Consider the following 18,583-nt stretch of genomic DNA (forward strand, 5'->3'; position numbering starts at 1 on the left):
CTTGTTTCAAGCCACTCACAGTTTGAGTGGCTTGATCATATTTCAGCAAAGGTAGAGATGATGTTTGAACATTTATCTAAAAACTATGAATTAGGTTTGCTCGCATACATCTTTACCTATGTGGTGTTTTGTATACCAATTACTTATGTCATTTACAAGGTACGTAAAGAGCAGCGTAATCAAAACAAGTAGTGCATCTCTTTTTAATGTCTTACTTTTTTTGGTTATGTATAGAGATTTTATCTATAGCCAAAATTGAAAAAGGGAAACATCGCGCCAACGATGCTCCCCTTTCCCAAAAGACTTTAGGTTATCTTTTGGGCGATGACTTTCTTAGAAAAAGCTGGTGAATATTCTGAACTAGTTTAGAGCCATCGTCAAATTAACCTTTGCAAACAGCTCAAACTTTAGGAGTATTTTATGAGCAAAGCTAATGATCGAATGGTTTATAAGCGTGGTGATGAATGGGTGAATAAAGCAAATGGGAACACCTGCGTTTCTTCAACTCACCCAACACAACGTGAAGCAATCAATTCAGCAAGATCAATGCTACAAAACTCAGGTGGTGGAGAACTAACCATCAAAGGGGTTAATCAACAAATTAGAGAAAAAAATACTATTCCTCATGGAAATGACCCAAGGAATATCAAGGGCTAACTCTCTAAAAAATTACTAAAATTCCTTTTCATTACCTCGATTTGCTCGGGGTAATGATTGTTATTAAAAAAATATTCAAATATATGTTTTTTTTACATTTTTTATTATTCTAAAAAACAATCATATATCTAACATTTAGCTCAAAATTCAGCAATTCACTTCAAAATAACTATTAAAATTTGTCTTTGATAATTACAATAGTTGCCAATTTAATAATTAAATTCGCCCACCAAGTTTCTGAACAGTATTTAAAAGTATATGTTCTACAGACATCTTTTTATTGGGCGTACACGTTTTGAGAGAATGATTATGTCTATCCTTAGTTGGGACGATTTTGAAGATGATTCGCAAAAACCGGTTACACCAGAACCCAAGTCTGCGCCCGTCCAACCGCAAGAAGCGCCTGATTCGCAAGTGGTATTTGATTCGCAGCCATCGTCGCAGAATGTGGCAAATGCTCAACCCACTACAACCCATACCAGTGCAACAGCAGATTCAGCCGATTCGCTGGCTCGAGCATCTGAATCCCTAAAAAATCTTGATGTTGTCTCAGGTTTAGAAGAACTGGAAACAGGCGCAAGTCGTGTCCAAGTTGATGATAAAGCCATGATCAACTGCCGCGCTGACTTGAACCAACTTGTTCCATTCAAATACGAGTGGGCTTGGCAAAAATATCTGGATGGTTGTGCAAACCACTGGATGCCGCAAGAAGTCAACATGAACCATGACATCGCGCTTTGGAAGTCTGAAAACGGCTTAACTGAAGACGAGCGTATTATTGTTAAGCGTAATCTTGGTTTCTTCTCTACAGCAGATTCCCTCGTTGCAAATAACCTTGTGTTGGCGATTTACCGTCTGATTACCAACCCTGAATGTCGCCAGTATATTTTGCGTCAGGCATTTGAAGAAGCAATTCACACCCACGCCTATCAATACTGTATTGAATCTTTAGGTATGGATGAAGGTGAAATCTTCAATATGTATCATGAGATTCCAAGTGTGGCTCGCAAAGCTGCATGGGGATTAAAATATACGCAGTCTTTGAGCGATCCAACCTTTAAAACAGGTACCTCTGAAACAGATCAACAATTACTTCGTAATTTGATTGCATTCTACTGTGTGCTTGAAGGCATCTTCTTCTACTGTGGCTTTACGCAAATTTTAAGTATGGGTCGCCGTAACAAAATGAATGGTGTTGCTGAGCAATTCCAGTACATTTTGCGTGATGAGTCGATGCATGTGAACTTCGGTATCGACATGATTAACCAGATCAAAATCGAAAACCCACAGTTATGGACAACCGAGTTCCAGCAAGAAGTTACTCAAATGCTGCTAGAAGGCACCATGCTCGAAATCGAATATGCGCGTGACACCATGCCGCGTGGCGTATTGGGTATGAACGCAGCGATGATGGAAGAATATCTAAAATTCATCTGTAACCGCCGCCTGACTCAGCTTGGTTTATCTGAACAATTCCCTGGTGTAAATAACCCATTCCAGTGGATGTCTGAGATGATGGACTTGCGTAAAGAGAAGAATTTCTTTGAAACACGTGTGACTGACTACCAAACAGGTGGTGCATTAAACTGGTAAATTTTTGAAAATACGTTAAATAACATAGCGGTTTTCAGAAAACAGAATGACAGCTGATCCAAAAGTTTACACCGAATAAAAATAGAGCCAAATGGCTCTATTTTTTTCTGAAAATTATGATTCTAGACAACATTAAATCAACCAACTGAAAAATCACTGTAAACCGCCATAATTCAACTCAAAAGCCCCATTGTTATTTTACGTAACACAACAGCAAAAAACTCACAATAAAAATTGCGGAAATACGCCTTTAAACAGACTTCTTGTGAACGGTTTATCAGAACTCAACAATCAAGTTTCTTGCTTTTTGTAATTAATTGAAAAGTGCAATATTTTGTAATCTATTGTTCAAATACAACTCTTAGTATTGCGCACATTCCGTTAAGTAACCTTTTTTGAAAATGCAGAAATTTTTAGGCGATATGATGGGAGGCGTGGTCGGGGCAATTATGATTGTGCCCATCATTCTCAGTTGTGGCGTAGTCTCGTATCAAAGTCTGGGAGCAAACTTTATTTCGGTCGGCATTATGGCGGCCTTTGTGGCAGCAGTCTGCTCGGCAATTGTTTCTGGTTTATTTGGTGGGCCACCGTTACATATCAGCTCTCCCAAAACCAGCCATGCTGTCATTTTATCGGCTCTGATTGCCTCGATTGCCAGCCACCATTCCTTTTCCGATTATTTCTCTGGCAATTCTGCTGCTGTAGCCTTGGTTGTTATTTGTATTATTACCTTGTTTCTTTCGGGAATCATGCAGGCTTTACTTGGTTTTTTCCATATGGGATCGTTTGTCAAGTTTGTCCCCTATCCTGTTTTGGCTGGCATCATTAACGGTTTTGCCTTACAGATCATGATCGGACAAATTCCAAATGGGCTTGGCGTACAAAATTTAAGTCAGGTTTGGCAAGAAATAACGGGGAAAGTCCCTGTGCATGGCTGGTCTTTAGGCCTGATGCTTCTGTCTGCATTACTGGTTGCGTTCAGCAGTAAATTGATTAAGAAAATACCCTCTGCCTTGGTCGGTCTGGTTGGTGGAACGCTCACCTATATCGCTGCAACAAAATTCACGGGTATCAGTAATCTGGTTCCAGTCGTTGGTCAATTGCCTTCAGGCATCCACTTTGTGCCGCAATTGAGTAATGCTCTAGATGTAATGCAAAGTTACAGCTTTCAGCATCATCTGTTTGCGATCTTTGCTACAGCGGCAACATTGGCACTGGTCTCCTCTATTCAGTCATTACTAAGTATTTCCAATGCTGACGAATTGTTTTCCACTCGACATAACAGCAACAAGGAGTTGCTGGTACAAGGTTGTGCCAACGCAGCATCGGCCATGTTTGGTGGTACACCAAGTGGTGGTTCGCCAAACCTGACCCGCGCTGTTTATAACAATGGCGGCCGTACACGTTTTGCTAATATCATGATGGGCGTTGCACTGATTGGTATGTCTTATGGTCTAAATGACCTGATTGCAGTCATCCCATTGTCAGTCATGGCGGGTGTGGTCATCGCAACGACTGTATCGTCTATGGACAGCTGGACTCAGCAACTGCTGCGCAAAGTGGGTATCAGTAGCACCATATCCAACCAGACCGATGTACTGGGCAATCTGGCAATTGTGGTATTTGTGACCTTTTTGGTGGTTTTTGAGGGAGTTCTAGCTGCACTTGGCGTAGGTATGGCCATTACCCTACTGATTTTCCTGCACAATGCCAACAAAACCGTCATCCGCCGTGTTGTGCATCCCGATCAGATGCGTTCCCGTACCGACCGTAGCATGGAAGCGGTAAATGCCCTGATCAAAGAGTCTCAGCGCATTGCCTATATTGATCTACACGGGCCGCTGTTTTTTGGCAATGTTGAGACTGTCTTTCAAAAAATTGAAAAGGAAATGCTCACAGCTGACTGGATTATTCTCAGTTTCAAACATTGCGGCATGATTGATACCACAGGCGCCATGACCTTAAAACGTCTAGACAAAAGCATGAGCAAAATGGGCAAGAAACTGCTGTTGTCACATTTACCTTTTGGCGGGCAGCGCCGTAAATACCTACGTAATATCGGTATTGGCGAAATTGAAAATTCTGGTCGTGTTTTTGAGGATAATGATTCTGCACTGGCCTTTGCCGAAGATGAACTTTTACACACTTTGGGATTGCCCAATCTAGAACAGATTGAAAAACCACTGGCTGAGTTTGATATTGTCGCAAGTCTCTCGCCAGAGCAAATTGCCAATTTAACTCAACGTATGGAAAGGTTGGTATTTCCTGCACATCAATTTATTTTGCGTAAAGACTGTTGTGATGAAGGTGGACTGTATTTTATTACCCGTGGCCGCGTTAGTGTCATTATTGACGATCATGCACAAATGATACGTTTAGCCAGTTATAGTGCTGGTGTAGGAGCCTTGTTTAGCAAGCAGTTAAATCCACATGTCTGTGATGTATATGCTGACACTGAAATTACACTGTTAAAATTATCTTGCAGTGCTTTTGACAAGCTTTGTCAGGAATCTCCAGTTGTTGGTTTGAAGCTGCTAAAAAGAATGAATATTGATTTATCTTCCAGACTAAACCGTATGACGCATTTGGCTTTGGAACTGGAACTTGAGGCTTAGATTTGCCAACTGACGAATAAATTAAAATTTATAATCATTACATCAACTTGATGGCTATAAAGGGATTTATAGCTGAATTCAGCTAATAAGAAACCCACAGCGTAACTAGATGATGGAAGCATGTGTAAAGGCGTCTAAACAGGCTACGTTTATTTGCAGAATCTGTCAGACACTAAAACCATGCTTAACGCCTTGCCAGTATAGATGAATGATTACAATCATCCACATAATGGATGAAAAATAAAATCTACTCGGAAGCTTCTGTCACTAAAATGCATGTGTTCATTAGCTGTTTTTACGAGGGCGAATACCATTGGAATTTACGGCACGTAAATGCTTCAACCTCATATTGAATAATTTTAAGATAACTTTCTCCAGCACTGTTAATATGAATATTCGTTACAGGATTAGCCTCATAATACGCATATAATTTATGAATAATTAGTGAAATATTCATTATGGAAATCAAGCAAATAAAATATTTTTCAACTGTCGTTGAAGCTGGAAGTATCGGAAAAGCTGCTCAGAAGCTAGATGTTGGTGCTTCCGCGATTAGCCAACAAATCAGCAAACTGGAGCAAGAATTAAGTATCCGTTTATTGCAACGCAATGCTTTTGGCGTAACACCTACACCCGCTGGCATCGCATTTTTAAAACATTCCCAGTTAATTCTAAGACAAATCAACTTTGCAGTTGATGCTGCACATTCCGCAAGGCTCTCAGGTCATGTCAGCATTGGTTTTCCACCGACCATTACTGCTTTGTTAGGCATACCTTTAATGAAATTAATGTCTGAACGCTACCCTGATATCCGCCTTGAAATTGTTGAAACACTATCGGGAAATCTGATTCAAGCCATTAATTCGCGCCAGCTTGATCTGGCGATTATCTTTACCAATGAAATCGACAAACAATGGGCCATACAACCGTTAGTCAAAGAACAAATGTATTTGATGGGAAGACGGGAATTTCTAGAAAAATATGGGCTGCATGAATGTCTCGCCAGTGGAGTAATCCAAGCGCAACAGATCGGTGATATTCCCTTAGTGCTACCTCGTCAACGACATAGTTTAAGGAAATTATTAGATCATTCAATTGGGCAATTAAATATCGTATATGAAATTGATGGCTTGCATTTACTTATGGACAGCCTTATTCATCTAGAACTTGCCAGCATCCGCCCTGGTAGTGCCTGTTTACAAGAATACAAACATAAATTGCAGCTACTTAAAGTTATTGATCCTGAAATTGAACGAATCAACTATCTAGTCAGCCTTGCTGAAAATGAGTTATCTCCTGCCGCTTTAGCTGCAAAATCAGCAATAAAAGCCTGTATTAAAGAGCTGATACAAAATCAAAACTGGCCCTGCTCTGAAATAATTTTCTAAAGACCCATTAGTTTTATTAAATACCCAATTAACTTTGCACTCTCACTCCCCTCGACCATTTGCGATTACATTTTCCTTTGAATGGTAAATGTATTTCTGTTTAACAGAATATAAATGTGTAGTTTGAACGGGAAACAAGGCGTCACAATGATTCAGCAAAGGCTTTCTTGAACCTCATCTCATCTATGTGAGGGAATAAACGGTCTCAGATTCAGATTGTTGTGAGTGTTTCCATTTTGTCAGACCAAGGAGGTCTCCAATGGATAGCAATAGTAAACACTGGGCTACTTTTAAAAAAATATTGAATGTCACGAGTGGTAATTTTTTAGAACAGTACGATTTTTTTCTTTTTGGTTTTTATGCAACTTATATTGCAGCAAAATTTTTCCACTCTGAAAATGAATATGTTTCTTTAATGATGACCTTTACAGTATTCGCTGCTGGTTTTCTGATGCGTCCTTTAGGAGCTATTTTTCTTGGTGCTTATGTCGATAAAGTGGGTCGACGCAAAGGGCTAATCGTCACATTGAGTCTCATGGCGATTGGAACAATATTCATTACCTTTGTGCCTGGTTATGAAACCATCGGAATTCTTGCTCCAATTTTAGTGGTGATTGGACGTTTATTACAAGGTTTCTCGGCGGGTGTTGAATCTGGTGGTGTGTCGATTTATCTGGCTGAAATTGCAACAGATAAAAATCGTGGATTCATTACCAGTTGGCAGTCTGGCAGCCAACAAATTGCCGTTGTGTTTGCATCCTTACTCGGCTATTGGCTAAATACTGTTTTAACTCATGCACAAGTGGGCGAATGGGGCTGGCGCATTCCTTTCTTTATCGGTTGCTTGATTATTCCATTGATCTTTATATTCCGCCGTACTTTAGAAGAAACAGAGGACTTTAAGGCTCAAAAAATCCATCTGACTTCAAAGGAAATTTTCAAAACTATTCTGAGCAACTGGCGCATTGTCCTTGCAGGCATGATGATGAGTGCCATGACCACAACAACTTTTTATTTTATAACGGTCTACACTACAGTTTATGCAAAACGCACTTTAGAGATGTCTGTGACAGATAGTCTTTTAGCCACCGTATTTGTAGGTTTGTCTAATTTCTTCTGGTTGCCTATGGGTGGGTTACTCTCAGATAAAATTGGGCGTCGTCCAGTTCTTGTCGGAATTACCATACTTTCCATCTTTACAAGTTATCCCGTTTTAAGTTGGTTAGTAAATGATGTCAGTTTCTCTAATTTACTGATTACGCTTGCTTACTTTTCATTTTTCTTTGGTATGTACAACGGCACGATGGTTGCAACACTGGCAGAAGTCATGCCGAAACGGGTACGGACAGTCGGTTTTTCTCTCGCTTTTAGTCTAGCAGCCGCTATTTTTGGGGGCATGACACCCATCGCATGTACGTTCCTTGTCGAACATACAGGAAATGCCAGCACACCAGCTTTCTGGCTGATGTTCGCAGCGGTATGTAGCCTCATATCAAGCTTATATTTATGTCGTAGCTCTAAACAGAACCACCCTGATGCTATAGCTGAACCTGTAAAAGTCAGAACTTAAGACCGTTTATTTTTCAATCCGATTCACAGTCAGGTAGATCTCAGGTCTACCTGCTGGACTCTCTTTCAATTCACGTGAGGTCTTATGAAAAAGTCTCCTATCTTCACGATAGTTTGCTTCGCTGGTTTAGGCTTAGGATCAACCCTTGCTCATGCAGAGACACTTGAAGTGATTAGCTCAGGTGGATTTTATTCCTCTATGCAAAAACTCATTCCAATATTTGAAAAACAAACGGGGCATACGGTTCATCTATCTTCTGGTTCGTCTATGGGCGCATCACCAACGGCAATTCCCAACCGACTCGATCGTGGTGAACATTTTGATATGGTGGTACTGGCTGCTCCAGAACTCAGTAAGTTAGAAAATAAAGGCTATATTGAACCAAATACACAACGTGATTTGGTCAATTCCAGCATTGGCATGGTCATTCCGAAGGGCGCTAAAAAACCTGATATTAGTTCTGCGGCAAATTTCGAAAAAGTTTTGTTAAATGCGAAACATATTGGTTACTCTGCCAGTGCAAGCGGTACGCATCTTGAAAAAGATGTTTTCCCAAGCTTTCCCCCAGTGGAATATAAAGTCATTCGCAGTAAGGCTGAAAAAGTTGTCGGTGATCGGGTTGCCAAGCGTATTGCAGAAGGGCAATTTGATATTGGATTCCAGCAGATCAGTGAAATTAAGCCTTTTACTGGTAAATATGGACAGGTTGAATTGGTTGGGCCTATTCCTGCACCGTATCAAAAAGTAACTGTCTTCTCAGCAGGTATAGGCAAAAATTCTAAACATGAGAAGCTAGCCAAAGAACTGATTCAATTCGTGAAATCACCACAAGCGACTCAGATTATTGAAGATCAGGGTTTAGAACAAATCAAACCATAATTTTAAGGTAACATCAAAAAATGATGTTACCACCTCCTATCACATCTCGATGATTTGACCTGAATGCTAAATAACTGATCGGTCTGAGGCAGGAACATATTATTTATCATTCAGCATCTTAAAACTTTTCAGTTTTTAAATCGCAATCCTTGGAAATGACCTTGAGTAGGTCATGTAACGACATCATAAAAACCTTTATGACATTCACTGTTCTTGCTCAAAATTTTAAATTTTCATCTAAAGTTAAAAACTTAAGCTTGAACTTTCAGTTCTTGCAAAAACAGATCCAAAATAAAATTGGCGCGCCGCCCCTTACGCGTTGCGATACAAATCTTCGAAAAATAATGCATTTCTTCAGGAAAAACTGCACGCATCATGCCACGTTCAACCCAGTGCTTGGCATAGTGCTCAGGCAGAAACCCGATAAATTTTCCTGTTAAAATCAGAAAGGCAATGCCTTCGCGATCACTGGCATTGGCTTTGGCATTTAAGGCTTGCTGCATCTCAATCGCATTTTGTGATAGCCGATAATTCGGTACTACCGCATCCCAGTTTTTTAGTTGCTCGGCACTGCTTACCTGCCCAACATGATGAAACAATGCATGAGCATGACTACAATACAAATAGCTGGCTTCTTCGTATAAATCGCTATATTCCAGACCTGAAAGAGGACTGATCATTGGCAATGCCCCGACATGCAATTGCCCGTCCATGAGACCTTTTTCAATTTCAATCGGGGTACTCATACTCAGATGGATCTGAATATTTGGCCCTTTCTGATACAAACGCGATAACGCATGGGTAATCTGCATCTGTGGCAAAGTCACCAAATTATTAATGATGCCGATTTTCAGTTCACCTTTGATTTCGTGATGCAAACGATTGACATGCTGGCGAAAATCCTCAATCGAGGTCAGCAATGCCTCGCTATAACTCAAGATATGTTTACCTTCATCGGTCAAGGCAAAACCCGAACGCCCACGCTGGCACAAACGCATGCCCAAACGGTTTTCCAGTGTGCTCATATGCAAGCTAATCGCCGAACGGGTAATGCCCAAAGCACTCTCGGCTGCTGAAAAACTGCCATTTTCTGCAACGGCCCGAAAAACCTTCAATAGCTTGATATCAGAGTCGGTGACTTGGTTCAGGGTTTTGCTTTTCATTTAGGTGAGTATTTCTAAATCTAAACGTGAGTTAGCTTAAATTTATCTCATCTATTTACTCAATGTAAGCTGTATTTCTCAGGATTTTTCAAGGATGCCCACATGTCTGATGCTCGCCACACTCAAGCTCAATATTCCGATGCGCACTGGATGCCATTTAGCGCCAACCGTAATTTTAAACAAGACCCGCGTTTTGTGGTGGCAGCCGAAGGTAATTACCTGATTGATGATCAGGGTCGCCATATTTACGACTCATTATCTGGCTTATGGACATGTGGTGCTGGGCATACACGCAGCCAGATTCAGGATGCTGTAGCCAAACAACTTGGCACACTCGACTACGCCCCTGCATTCCAGTTTGCACATCCACTTTCATTTCAGTTGGCTGAACAAATTACCGCACTGACCCCAGATCCACTCAATCACGTATTTTTTACAGGTTCAGGTTCTGAGTCAGCCGATACTGCGGTCAAAATGGCCAAAGCCTACTGGCGCATAAAAGGTCAGCCTGCCAAAACCAAATTTATTGGTCGTGCCAAAGGCTATCATGGCGTGAACATCGCAGGGACAAGCCTGGGTGGTATCGGTGGTAACCGCAAAATGTTCGGGCAGTTTATGGATGTCGATCATTTACCGCATACATTACAAACCGACCTGCCATTTACCCAAGGCATGGCAGAAACAGGCGGTGTTGCGCTTGCCAATGAAATGCTGAAACTGATTGAACTGCATGATGCTTCCAACATTGCAGCGGTGATTGTGGAGCCTGTATCGGGTTCAGCAGGTGCGATTATTCCACCACAAGGTTATTTACAACGCCTGCGTGAAATCTGTGACCAGCACAATATCCTGTTGATTTTTGATGAAGTCATTACAGGTTTTGGTCGTATGGGCAAATGGACTGCGGCTGAATACTTTGGTGTCACCCCAGACATTCTCAACTTTGCCAAACAGGTCACCAACGGCGCTGTGCCTTTGGGGGGCGTGATTGCTTCAGATGAAATTTTTAACACCTTTATGCAACAAGGCACACCTGAGCATTTTGTCGAATTTGCACATGGTTATACCTATTCGGGTCATCCAGTCGCCTGTGCCGCAGGTTTGGCAACACTAGAACTATTAAAGCAAGAGCAACTGATTGAGCAATCTGCTGCGCTTGCACCACATTTCCAAAGCGTGATTCATGACCTGAAAACTGCAAAACACGTGGTCGATATTCGTAACTGCGGGTTGATCGGGGCAATCCAACTGGCAGCACGTGATGGCGATCCAAGTATTCGTCCGTTTGAAGTCGGTACAGCGCTTTGGAAAGCAGGTTTTTATGTGCGTTTTGGCGGTGACTGCTTGCAGTTTGGGCCGATGTTCAACAGCAAACCTGAAGACCTCAGTCGTTTATTTGCAGCGATTGGTGATCATTTACAGAAAATTGACTAAAGCCTGTTGCCTTTGAACTAGCGTGATGAATCCACTTGCGATTATGCTGTGAGGACATCACGCTTTTTTTTTTGATTGGATAAACCCTTAGGCGAATAATAATGATTGATAAAAATATCCCGCTCACCGATTTACACCGTCACCTCGATGGCAACATTCGCCCTCAAACCATTTTAGAACTCGGGCAACAATTTCAAATTCAACTGCCTGCCAATACCCTGCCTGAACTCCTGCCCCATGTTCAGGTCATGGACAATCAGCCCGACCTGCTGAGTTTCTTAAGCAAACTGGACTGGGGCGTAAAAGTCTTGGGTGATTTGGAAGCCTGCCGCCGTGTCGCATGGGAAAATATGCAAGATGCAGCGCAGCAAGGTTTGGACTATGTCGAACTGCGTTTTTCACCCTTTTATATGGCGATGAGCCATCAACTTCCACTGGCGGGCGTAGTCGAAGCCGTAATTGATGGCGTTCAGCAAGGCAGCCGTGACTTTGACATTCCTGCCAAACTGATCGGCATTATGAGCCGTACTTTTGGACAGGCACGTTGCCAACAAGAACTGGATGCCTTACTGACGCATCGTGACCAGATTACCGCACTGGATTTGGCAGGCGATGAACTGGGCTTTCCAGGGGAACTGTTTATTGATCATTTCAAGCAAGCCCGCGATGCAGGTTGGCACATCAGCATCCATGCAGGCGAAGCCGCAGGCGCAAGCAGTATTTGGCAAGCCATTCAAACCCTCGGTGCAACCCGTATCGGGCATGGCGTAAAAGCTATGGAAGATGCAAAGTTACTGGATTATTTAGCTGAGCATCAGATCGGGATTGAGTCCTGCATTACTTCAAATCTGCAAACCAGCACCGTTGCCGATATTCGTCAGCATCCACTCAAGATTTTTTTGGAACATGGCATTTTAGCCACCATTAACAGCGATGACCCTGCGGTTGAAGGTATTGATATTAAACATGAATATTTACAGGCAGCACCACAGGCAGGCTTGTCCGAAGCACAAATTCAGCAAGCGCAGCAAAACGGCTTAAACATTGCTTTTTTATCCGCTCAGGAAAAACAGCAGCTTCAAGAGAAAGTGACACAGCGTAACTCAATTTCAGGAATCAATTAACCACTTGCTCCGCTAGTTTTGAGACTCAGCACACTGCTGTCGAATATAAGGCAGGACATAGCGTTCGGTTAATGGGGCTAATGCCAAGTCAATCGGTGCAAACACATTCACCCATTGAATTTCTGCCAACTCAGCAGACGCTTGTGCATCACCCAACAACTCGACATGAAATAAATGCGCCAATAAGCGATGATTGGCTTCATTGGCAGCGACCGTTTCAACGATGCCTAAATCTTTGACAATCCGCGCAGCCACGCTAATTTCTTCCTGAATCTCGCGCAATAAACCTTGCTGTGCCGATTCGTTGGCTTCGAGCTTACCACCAACCTGCATAAAAAATTCGGTATTACGTTTACGTGCCAGTAGTGCCTGCCCTTGAGCATTAAAAATAATCGCGGCGGCAACGGTAATCACAGGTCGTTGAGATTGAGTCATAGTTCTGATAATGCGGGAGTGTAAATCGGTTTAGTGTAGTCTATCTGATTCGCTTATGCTGAAGATCTCATGCTTGCTGTATATATCTACCCAAATCATGACAATATATCTCTATAAAATCAGTATTTTAAAGCTAAAATAAATTCCAGCTCTTCACTCAAAAATCTGTTTTTTTATTACGCTCAAGATTCTTCTACTTACTGCATCATACTGAACAATTTAGCTCTTGAGCGATGCTATGCCACGAACTGCATAGTGATAAAAAGAACCCGATTTCAGATAAAGTTTTTAAAGAAGATTGACTGAATCAGACAATCTTCTGAATTGTTTTTCAGGATTGATTGGGCTTAACTTGGGTCTTGTGGAATACGGGTATAACGATCCACCACCACACTCACCATCATATCGCCCTGCACATTGACCACGGTACGAACGGTATCCAAAATACGGTCTATCGGCAGTAAAATCGCAATGGCTTCGGCAGGTAAACCGACAGACTGTAATACCATAATCATGGTAACCATGCCCGCACTTGGAATACCAGGTGCCCCCAAAGAGGCAATCATAGCAGTTAAACAGACAATAATCTGCTGTCCCAAATGCAAATCCAGTCCGATCAAATTAGCAACAAACAGCGCTGCTGCTGCTTCGTAAAGTGCCGTACCATCCATGTTGAGATGTGAACCGAGCGGAATCACAAAACCTGCTATCTGTGGTCGTACACCCAGATTTTCCTGTGCACACTTCATGCTCAGTGGCATAGTCGCTGAACTGGAACTGGTGGCAAATGCCGTGACCAATGCCAAACGTGCACCTTTGAAAAATGTCCACGGCGACATTTTGCCAAAAATCCAGAGTAACAGCGGCAACACCACAATGCCATGAAATAAAGTTGTACCTGTCACCACTGCTGCAAACTCGGCCAAGCGGCTCAATACCGACAAATCTTCTTTGGCAATCAGTTTAGCCAGCAACGCTAAAATACCAATCGGAGCAAGCTTCATCAGCCAGCCCACCAGCATCATCACCAGTTCAAAAAATTCCTGACTTAAACGGCGAATCCCTGTAAAGCGCTCTCCCCCATACACCAGTGCCAGACCAATCAGCATGGAAAAAATCACCACTGACAACACATTACCATCACTAAAGGCTTTAAATGGGTTAATCAGGGTATTTTGGACAAAGTTCACCAAAAATGAGGAAGCATCCAAATTTTGTGCTGTGGGTGGATGTTGCTGCATCGCAGTTTGGAACAGAGTAACATTTAACCCCTTGCCTACTTCAAATAGATGTGCGCCTAGCAAGCCGAGAAATAACGACAGACTCATGGTCGTCAAACTACATAGCAAGGTAATTTTCCAGACCTTACCCAGTTGATGCCCAGACTCCAGACTGGCAACCCCGATCACAATCGAAGAAAATACCAGTGGGACAAGCAACATTTTCAGGAATCCAATAAAAATACCACTGACAATACCCAGTACATATAAGCTGCCATTAAAGAACGCCGTATCTGGATAAAACCGCAGCAACAAACCATAGGCAATGCCAATCAAGGCTGCAATAAAAATCTTGGTATTTAAACTCATCTTGCCTCAGTTCTTATTTTAAGCTATTGAATACTATGGCATGGCAAAGATATGGAATCGAGTGCTATTTTGAATATGTCAATCAGGTTTATGACAAAGGCTAAAGCAACATTTCACCTTAGCCTTTTGATTTTATTGTGTTTCGATTTCGCGTAATCGCATCAAGCCTTCTTGTACCGTGCTACACACCAACTCGCCATTTTGCCACATACGCCCAAAGTTCAGACCACGTGAACTGGCACTCACAGTCGTTTCCATGTCATACAACATCCAGTTATCGGCACGCAGTGGTTTATGGAAATAAATCGCATGGTCAATACTGGCGCACTGCAAACTCGGCGATAAATAATTTAAGCCGTGTGGGCGTAATGCAGTAGTCATGAGGGTAAAGTCGGAATAAAACGCCACAATGGATTGGTGCAAGGCAACGCTGTCTTGTTCTGCCTTAATTTGCTCATGAGTACGCACATAATGTGAATAATGTGGAAGCTGTGGCTGCGGGCGAAATGGATTTTGAATGTCTTCTACGGGGCGCAGCTCGACATGACGGTCACGCATAAAACTGTTACGCACATTTTCAGGCACAAATTCCAGTAAATCCTGTTTAATCTGCTTTTCATTCTGCAGGGTTTCAGGCGCAGGTACATCTGGCGCATGACGCTGATAGTTTAAACCTTCTTCTGGCGTGGCAAACGACACCATAGCGGTAAAAATAGTACGTCCATGCTGAATCGCACGTACCTGACGGCTAACAAAGCTCTTTCCATCACGTAAACGATCCACTTGGTAAATAATTGGGGCGTCAACATCTCCACCAAACAGAAAGTAAGCATGCAACGAATGTGCGGGGCGATCTGTAGTATAAGATGCTGCACGCAATGCTTGCCCCAACACCTGACCACCAAAAACGCGTTTGCCCACTAAATTACGGCTCTGCCCACGATAAATATCTTCTTCAAGCTTTTCCAAACTGAGCAAATCGATTAATTCTTGGGTGAGTGTCATCATCAATTACCTAACTAAGTGGTTTTTAAGACCATAAAAATCTACTGATTATTTTGCCATAATCCCAAGCAATGGCGCAGGTGCAGATGTAATTTAGTGAGTTTTATGCAACCAAACCACAAGAAAAACCCATAAGATCAATATTTTTCTGATTTCAATGACATGAAACTACGTTTTTTCAACGTAATTTGTGCGCAAAGCCCTACATTTTGGTTAAAATTGGCGAAAGGTTCGATTTGTTCCATCTCATCACCCTTTATCCTGTTTGTTTTTATCACTTTGCCTTTGTGTTGAAGTAGGAGTTTTTATGTCCAAGAATAGTTTTGGTCAAATGTACCGTAGACTATCAAGCAAAATTCTTGATCTTGTGGTGACTCCACATGTTCTTGGCGATGTTCCACCGACTTCTGCTGTATCAACAGAAAATGGCGAAGTTGCGGCTCAACCGCAAAAGATTGTTTGCTATGTCTTGCAAAATTACTCACGCAGTAATGCATTGGTAGTCGATAGTGAAACCCGCAAACTCAAATTACCGCCTGCATTAGAACCCTTACAAGTGGGCAATACGACAGAAAAAAGCTCGGTGTTCTTTTTACAGCAACCAGACCATAACTATTTGCTCAATGCCAGTGCGCCAACCTTACCCCCACGCCTATTACGCATGATTGAAATGCTTGAGCAACAGCCTGAACTGGACATTCAGTTAGTGCCTGTGACCATTTTGTGGGGACGTTCACCAGACAAAGAAGATTCTTTATTTAAACTGCTGTTTACTGACACGTGGGCCACACCAAGCACACTCAAGCAGTTGATTAATATCGGGATGCATGGCCGTCAGTCCTTTATTGAATTCCATCCTGAACAGTCGCTGCGCGACTTGGTCAACTTTGCCAAAGAGCAACGCCCGAACCTGTCACCTGCGACATATATTATCAATCAACTGAATCAATATCTTGATCGTCAACGTGAAGCCGTACTTGGCCCTGACTTATCAGATCGCCGTAACGTGATGCAGTCTTTGGTCAAGGCACCCGATGTTCAAGAGGCCATTCGCCGTGAAAGTATCCGCGGCAAAATCAGCCTGTTTGAAGCTGAGCGCCGTGCCATCGGCTATGTCAATGAAATCGTATCGGATTATTCTTATTCAACCGTACGCTTTGCCGATATGGCACTGACCCGCTTGTGGACACAGTTGTATGACGGCGTTGAAGTGCATAACTTCAACACGGTGCGTGAACTGGCAAAAGACTATGAAGTCGTTTATACCCCATGTCACCGCAGCCACATCGACTATTTATTGCTGTCTTATATTATTCACCGTCGTGGCTTGATGGTACCGTACATTGCGGCAGGCGATAACCTGAACCTGCCTTTTGTCGGTCAATTATTACGTGGTGGCGGTGCGTTCTTTATTCGCCGTTCTTTCCGCGGAAATGGTCTATATACAACTGTATTTAAAGAATATTTATATAGCATTGTGTCACGCAATACACCTCTCGAATACTTCATTGAAGGTGGACGTTCGCGTACAGGACGTTTGCTACCGCCAAAAACAGGCATGCTTGCGATGACAGTACACAGTCATTTGCGCAGTACCAGCAACAAACCAATTGTGTTTATTCCGACGTATATTGGTTATGAACGCCTCATGGAAGGTTCAACCTATATTGGCGAAATGCAGGGCAAACCGAAAGAAGCCGAATCACTGATTGGGATTGCCAAAACCTTGCGTAAAATCGAGCGCATTTTCGGTAAGGTACACGTCAACTTTGGCGAACCTGTATTTTTAAATGATCTGCTCAAAGCGCACAATGCTGACCAGATTCGTATTGAAAAGAATGATGATCCAATTCCTGCTGTAGTGTCGGATGCAGTCACCAGTTCTGCCCATGCGATCTTGGAAAAAATTAACAATGCGGTGGTGATCAATCCTGTTTCGTTATTGTCACTGATTTTACTGGCAAATGATAAACACACACTCGATGAAGAGCTGTTTATTAAACAGCTTGATACCTATCGTCATCTGGCAACTCTATTGCCTTATGATGCACGCAGTGAAGTGACTTCGTTGTCAGGCAAAGAGATGATCAGTTATGGTCTAAAACTCAAATTGCTCAAACGTGTTCAACATGCACTTGGCGACATTATTACTGTAGAAGACAACCAAGCAGTATTGTTGACGTACTTCCGCAATAACGTTTTACATGCCTTTGTCTTGCCATCACTGATTGCATCTTTGGTGGAACTCAACGGTAAAATTAGCCGTGAAGATTTAGGCAATGTGATTTGCACTCTGTACCCATTCTTAAAAGCTGAACTGTTTATGAAATGGGATGTGTCGGAGCTAAATCAACCAATCCAAGCTTATACCGATGCCATGATTGAAGCGGGTCTGATCTCGGCCGATGCTCAAGGCGACTTGCATAGCCCGACACCAAATTCGGAAGCGCATAATCAGTTGGTGCTGATGATGGCACCTGTCAAACAAAGTCTGGAACGTTACTACATGACTTTGGCGCTCATCACGCAACGTGGCTCAGGCAATATTTCAGCAAAACAGGTTGAAGATTTGAGTCACTTACTCGGGCAGCGTTTGTCCGTGCTGTTTGAATTCAATTCACCAGAGTTCTTTGATAAGGCATTATTCCAAAGCTTCCTCAAAGTGTTGACTCAGCAAAACTATATTAAAACCAATGAACAAGGCTTCTTGGAATACGACGAAAACTTTAGTCGTGTTGCTCAGTATGCCAACTTGGTCTTGGACGACGCCACTCGTCAAATGCTGCGCCACATCACTACCTTTAGTGATGAAGAGTTACAGCAAGCATTGGCAGCGATGGCAGAGCACAATGCCAAACGCCGTTCAAAACGTAAGAAAAAATAAGTTATCAGGCTTTAAAAAACCGCATCTTTGAATTAGTGCCAGTCAGTTAATTGACTGGCACTTTCCATTTTAAATTCATCACATTATTTGATACACGGATACGTCATCCACAATTGTTTGAGGCCGGACTAGATTAATAAATCGTTGTTTCTGCGATTTATTTTATTATTGCTTATAGTTAACGAGTTTTGTGGATGACAAATGGTTTCCTTGCGAAGCTTTGCTTCTCATTTTGCCGAAACAAAAG

General features: G+C 42.4%; 14 protein-coding genes. 10 read left to right on the forward strand and 4 right to left on the reverse strand.

What is annotated here, in order from left to right:
• The first annotated feature begins 60 nt into the window (after positions 1-60).
• The 7 genes from E0H77_RS13850 to E0H77_RS08575 all read left to right on the forward strand — a co-directional run bounded on the left by E0H77_RS13850 (position 61) and on the right by E0H77_RS08575 (position 8,702).
• Complete coding sequence (locus E0H77_RS13850) at positions 61-192, forward strand: preprotein translocase subunit YajC (RefSeq protein WP_213073558.1); 132 nt, start codon at positions 61-63, stop codon at positions 190-192.
• A 228-nt stretch (positions 193-420) separates the two neighbouring features.
• A complete protein-coding gene (locus E0H77_RS08550; RefSeq protein WP_131376943.1) occupies positions 421-657 on the forward strand; it encodes a DUF2188 domain-containing protein in 237 nt (78 codons plus the stop codon).
• 309 nt (positions 658-966) lie between these two features.
• On the forward strand, positions 967-2,250 hold the full coding sequence (locus E0H77_RS08555; protein ID WP_131376946.1) for a ribonucleotide-diphosphate reductase subunit beta: 1,284 nt from the start codon (positions 967-969) through the stop codon (positions 2,248-2,250).
• 401 nt (positions 2,251-2,651) lie between these two features.
• Positions 2,652-4,865 (forward strand): SLC26A/SulP transporter family protein, encoded by a 2,214-nt coding sequence (locus tag E0H77_RS08560; RefSeq protein WP_131376948.1) that lies wholly within the window; start codon positions 2,652-2,654, stop codon positions 4,863-4,865.
• Positions 4,866-5,323: 458 nt separating this feature from the next.
• Positions 5,324-6,253 (forward strand): LysR family transcriptional regulator, encoded by a 930-nt coding sequence (locus tag E0H77_RS08565; RefSeq protein ID WP_131376951.1) that lies wholly within the window; start codon positions 5,324-5,326, stop codon positions 6,251-6,253.
• Between the two features lie 259 nt (positions 6,254-6,512).
• Positions 6,513-7,823, forward strand: coding sequence for an MFS transporter (gene tcuC / locus E0H77_RS08570; protein WP_131376954.1), 1,311 nt, complete (start codon positions 6,513-6,515; stop codon positions 7,821-7,823).
• Positions 7,824-7,907: 84 nt separating this feature from the next.
• Positions 7,908-8,702, forward strand: a complete 795-nt coding sequence (locus E0H77_RS08575; RefSeq protein ID WP_131376957.1) for a substrate-binding domain-containing protein — start codon at positions 7,908-7,910, stop codon at positions 8,700-8,702.
• 251 nt (positions 8,703-8,953) lie between these two features.
• On the opposite strand, the gene E0H77_RS08580 is transcribed toward E0H77_RS08575, so the two are convergent.
• Positions 8,954-9,865, reverse strand: a complete 912-nt coding sequence (locus E0H77_RS08580; protein ID WP_131376960.1) for a LysR family transcriptional regulator — start codon at positions 9,863-9,865, stop codon at positions 8,954-8,956.
• A 102-nt stretch (positions 9,866-9,967) separates the two neighbouring features.
• Between E0H77_RS08580 and aptA the strand changes: the two genes are divergently transcribed.
• Both aptA and add read left to right on the forward strand, forming a co-directional pair.
• Positions 9,968-11,299, forward strand: a complete 1,332-nt coding sequence (gene aptA, locus E0H77_RS08585; RefSeq protein ID WP_131376964.1) for an omega-aminotransferase AptA — start codon at positions 9,968-9,970, stop codon at positions 11,297-11,299.
• Positions 11,300-11,400: 101 nt separating this feature from the next.
• Entirely contained in the window at positions 11,401-12,423 is a 1,023-nt protein-coding gene (gene add, locus E0H77_RS08590; protein ID WP_131376967.1) for an adenosine deaminase, read from the forward strand.
• Positions 12,424-12,435: 12 nt separating this feature from the next.
• Here add and E0H77_RS08595 read toward each other — a convergent pair whose 3' ends face one another.
• From E0H77_RS08595 to E0H77_RS08605, 3 genes are all read right to left on the reverse strand, one after another.
• Positions 12,436-12,858 carry an NUDIX hydrolase gene (locus tag E0H77_RS08595; protein ID WP_131376970.1) on the reverse strand — a complete coding sequence of 141 codons (423 nt, stop codon included), beginning with the start codon at positions 12,856-12,858 and terminating at the stop codon, positions 12,436-12,438.
• A 347-nt stretch (positions 12,859-13,205) separates the two neighbouring features.
• A complete protein-coding gene (locus E0H77_RS08600; protein ID WP_131376972.1) occupies positions 13,206-14,447 on the reverse strand; it encodes a dicarboxylate/amino acid:cation symporter in 1,242 nt (413 codons plus the stop codon).
• Positions 14,448-14,579: 132 nt separating this feature from the next.
• Positions 14,580-15,455, reverse strand: coding sequence for an acyl-CoA thioesterase (locus E0H77_RS08605; RefSeq protein ID WP_131376974.1), 876 nt, complete (start codon positions 15,453-15,455; stop codon positions 14,580-14,582).
• A 304-nt stretch (positions 15,456-15,759) separates the two neighbouring features.
• On the opposite strand from E0H77_RS08605, the gene plsB reads away from it, so the two are divergent.
• On the forward strand, positions 15,760-18,336 hold the full coding sequence (plsB, locus tag E0H77_RS08610; protein WP_131376977.1) for a glycerol-3-phosphate 1-O-acyltransferase PlsB: 2,577 nt from the start codon (positions 15,760-15,762) through the stop codon (positions 18,334-18,336).
• The last annotated feature ends 247 nt before the right edge of the window (positions 18,337-18,583 follow it).

The sequence above is a fragment of the Acinetobacter brisouioides genome (genome assembly GCF_004331075.1).
Taxonomy (GTDB): domain Bacteria; phylum Pseudomonadota; class Gammaproteobacteria; order Pseudomonadales; family Moraxellaceae; genus Acinetobacter.

Bases quoted from the DNA above. Each gene is read 5' to 3' on its own strand.
- aptA (WP_131376964.1), top strand. From the start codon at position 9,968: ATGTCTGATGCTCGCCACACTCAAGCTCAATATTCCGATGCGCACTGG.
- E0H77_RS13850 (WP_213073558.1), top strand. From the start codon at position 61: ATGTTTGAACATTTATCTAAAAACTATGAATTAGGTTTGCTCGCATAC.
- E0H77_RS08555 (WP_131376946.1), top strand. From the start codon at position 967: ATGTCTATCCTTAGTTGGGACGATTTTGAAGATGATTCGCAAAAACCG.
- E0H77_RS08575 (WP_131376957.1), top strand. From the start codon at position 7,908: ATGAAAAAGTCTCCTATCTTCACGATAGTTTGCTTCGCTGGTTTAGGC.
- E0H77_RS08550 (WP_131376943.1), top strand. From the start codon at position 421: ATGAGCAAAGCTAATGATCGAATGGTTTATAAGCGTGGTGATGAATGG.
- add (WP_131376967.1), top strand. From the start codon at position 11,401: ATGATTGATAAAAATATCCCGCTCACCGATTTACACCGTCACCTCGAT.
- E0H77_RS08605 (WP_131376974.1), bottom strand. From the start codon at position 15,455: ATGATGACACTCACCCAAGAATTAATCGATTTGCTCAGTTTGGAAAAG.
- E0H77_RS08595 (WP_131376970.1), bottom strand. From the start codon at position 12,858: ATGACTCAATCTCAACGACCTGTGATTACCGTTGCCGCCGCGATTATT.
- E0H77_RS08560 (WP_131376948.1), top strand. From the start codon at position 2,652: ATGCAGAAATTTTTAGGCGATATGATGGGAGGCGTGGTCGGGGCAATT.
- E0H77_RS08565 (WP_131376951.1), top strand. From the start codon at position 5,324: ATGGAAATCAAGCAAATAAAATATTTTTCAACTGTCGTTGAAGCTGGA.
- E0H77_RS08600 (WP_131376972.1), bottom strand. From the start codon at position 14,447: ATGAGTTTAAATACCAAGATTTTTATTGCAGCCTTGATTGGCATTGCC.
- plsB (WP_131376977.1), top strand. From the start codon at position 15,760: ATGTCCAAGAATAGTTTTGGTCAAATGTACCGTAGACTATCAAGCAAA.
- tcuC (WP_131376954.1), top strand. From the start codon at position 6,513: ATGGATAGCAATAGTAAACACTGGGCTACTTTTAAAAAAATATTGAAT.
- E0H77_RS08580 (WP_131376960.1), bottom strand. From the start codon at position 9,865: ATGAAAAGCAAAACCCTGAACCAAGTCACCGACTCTGATATCAAGCTA.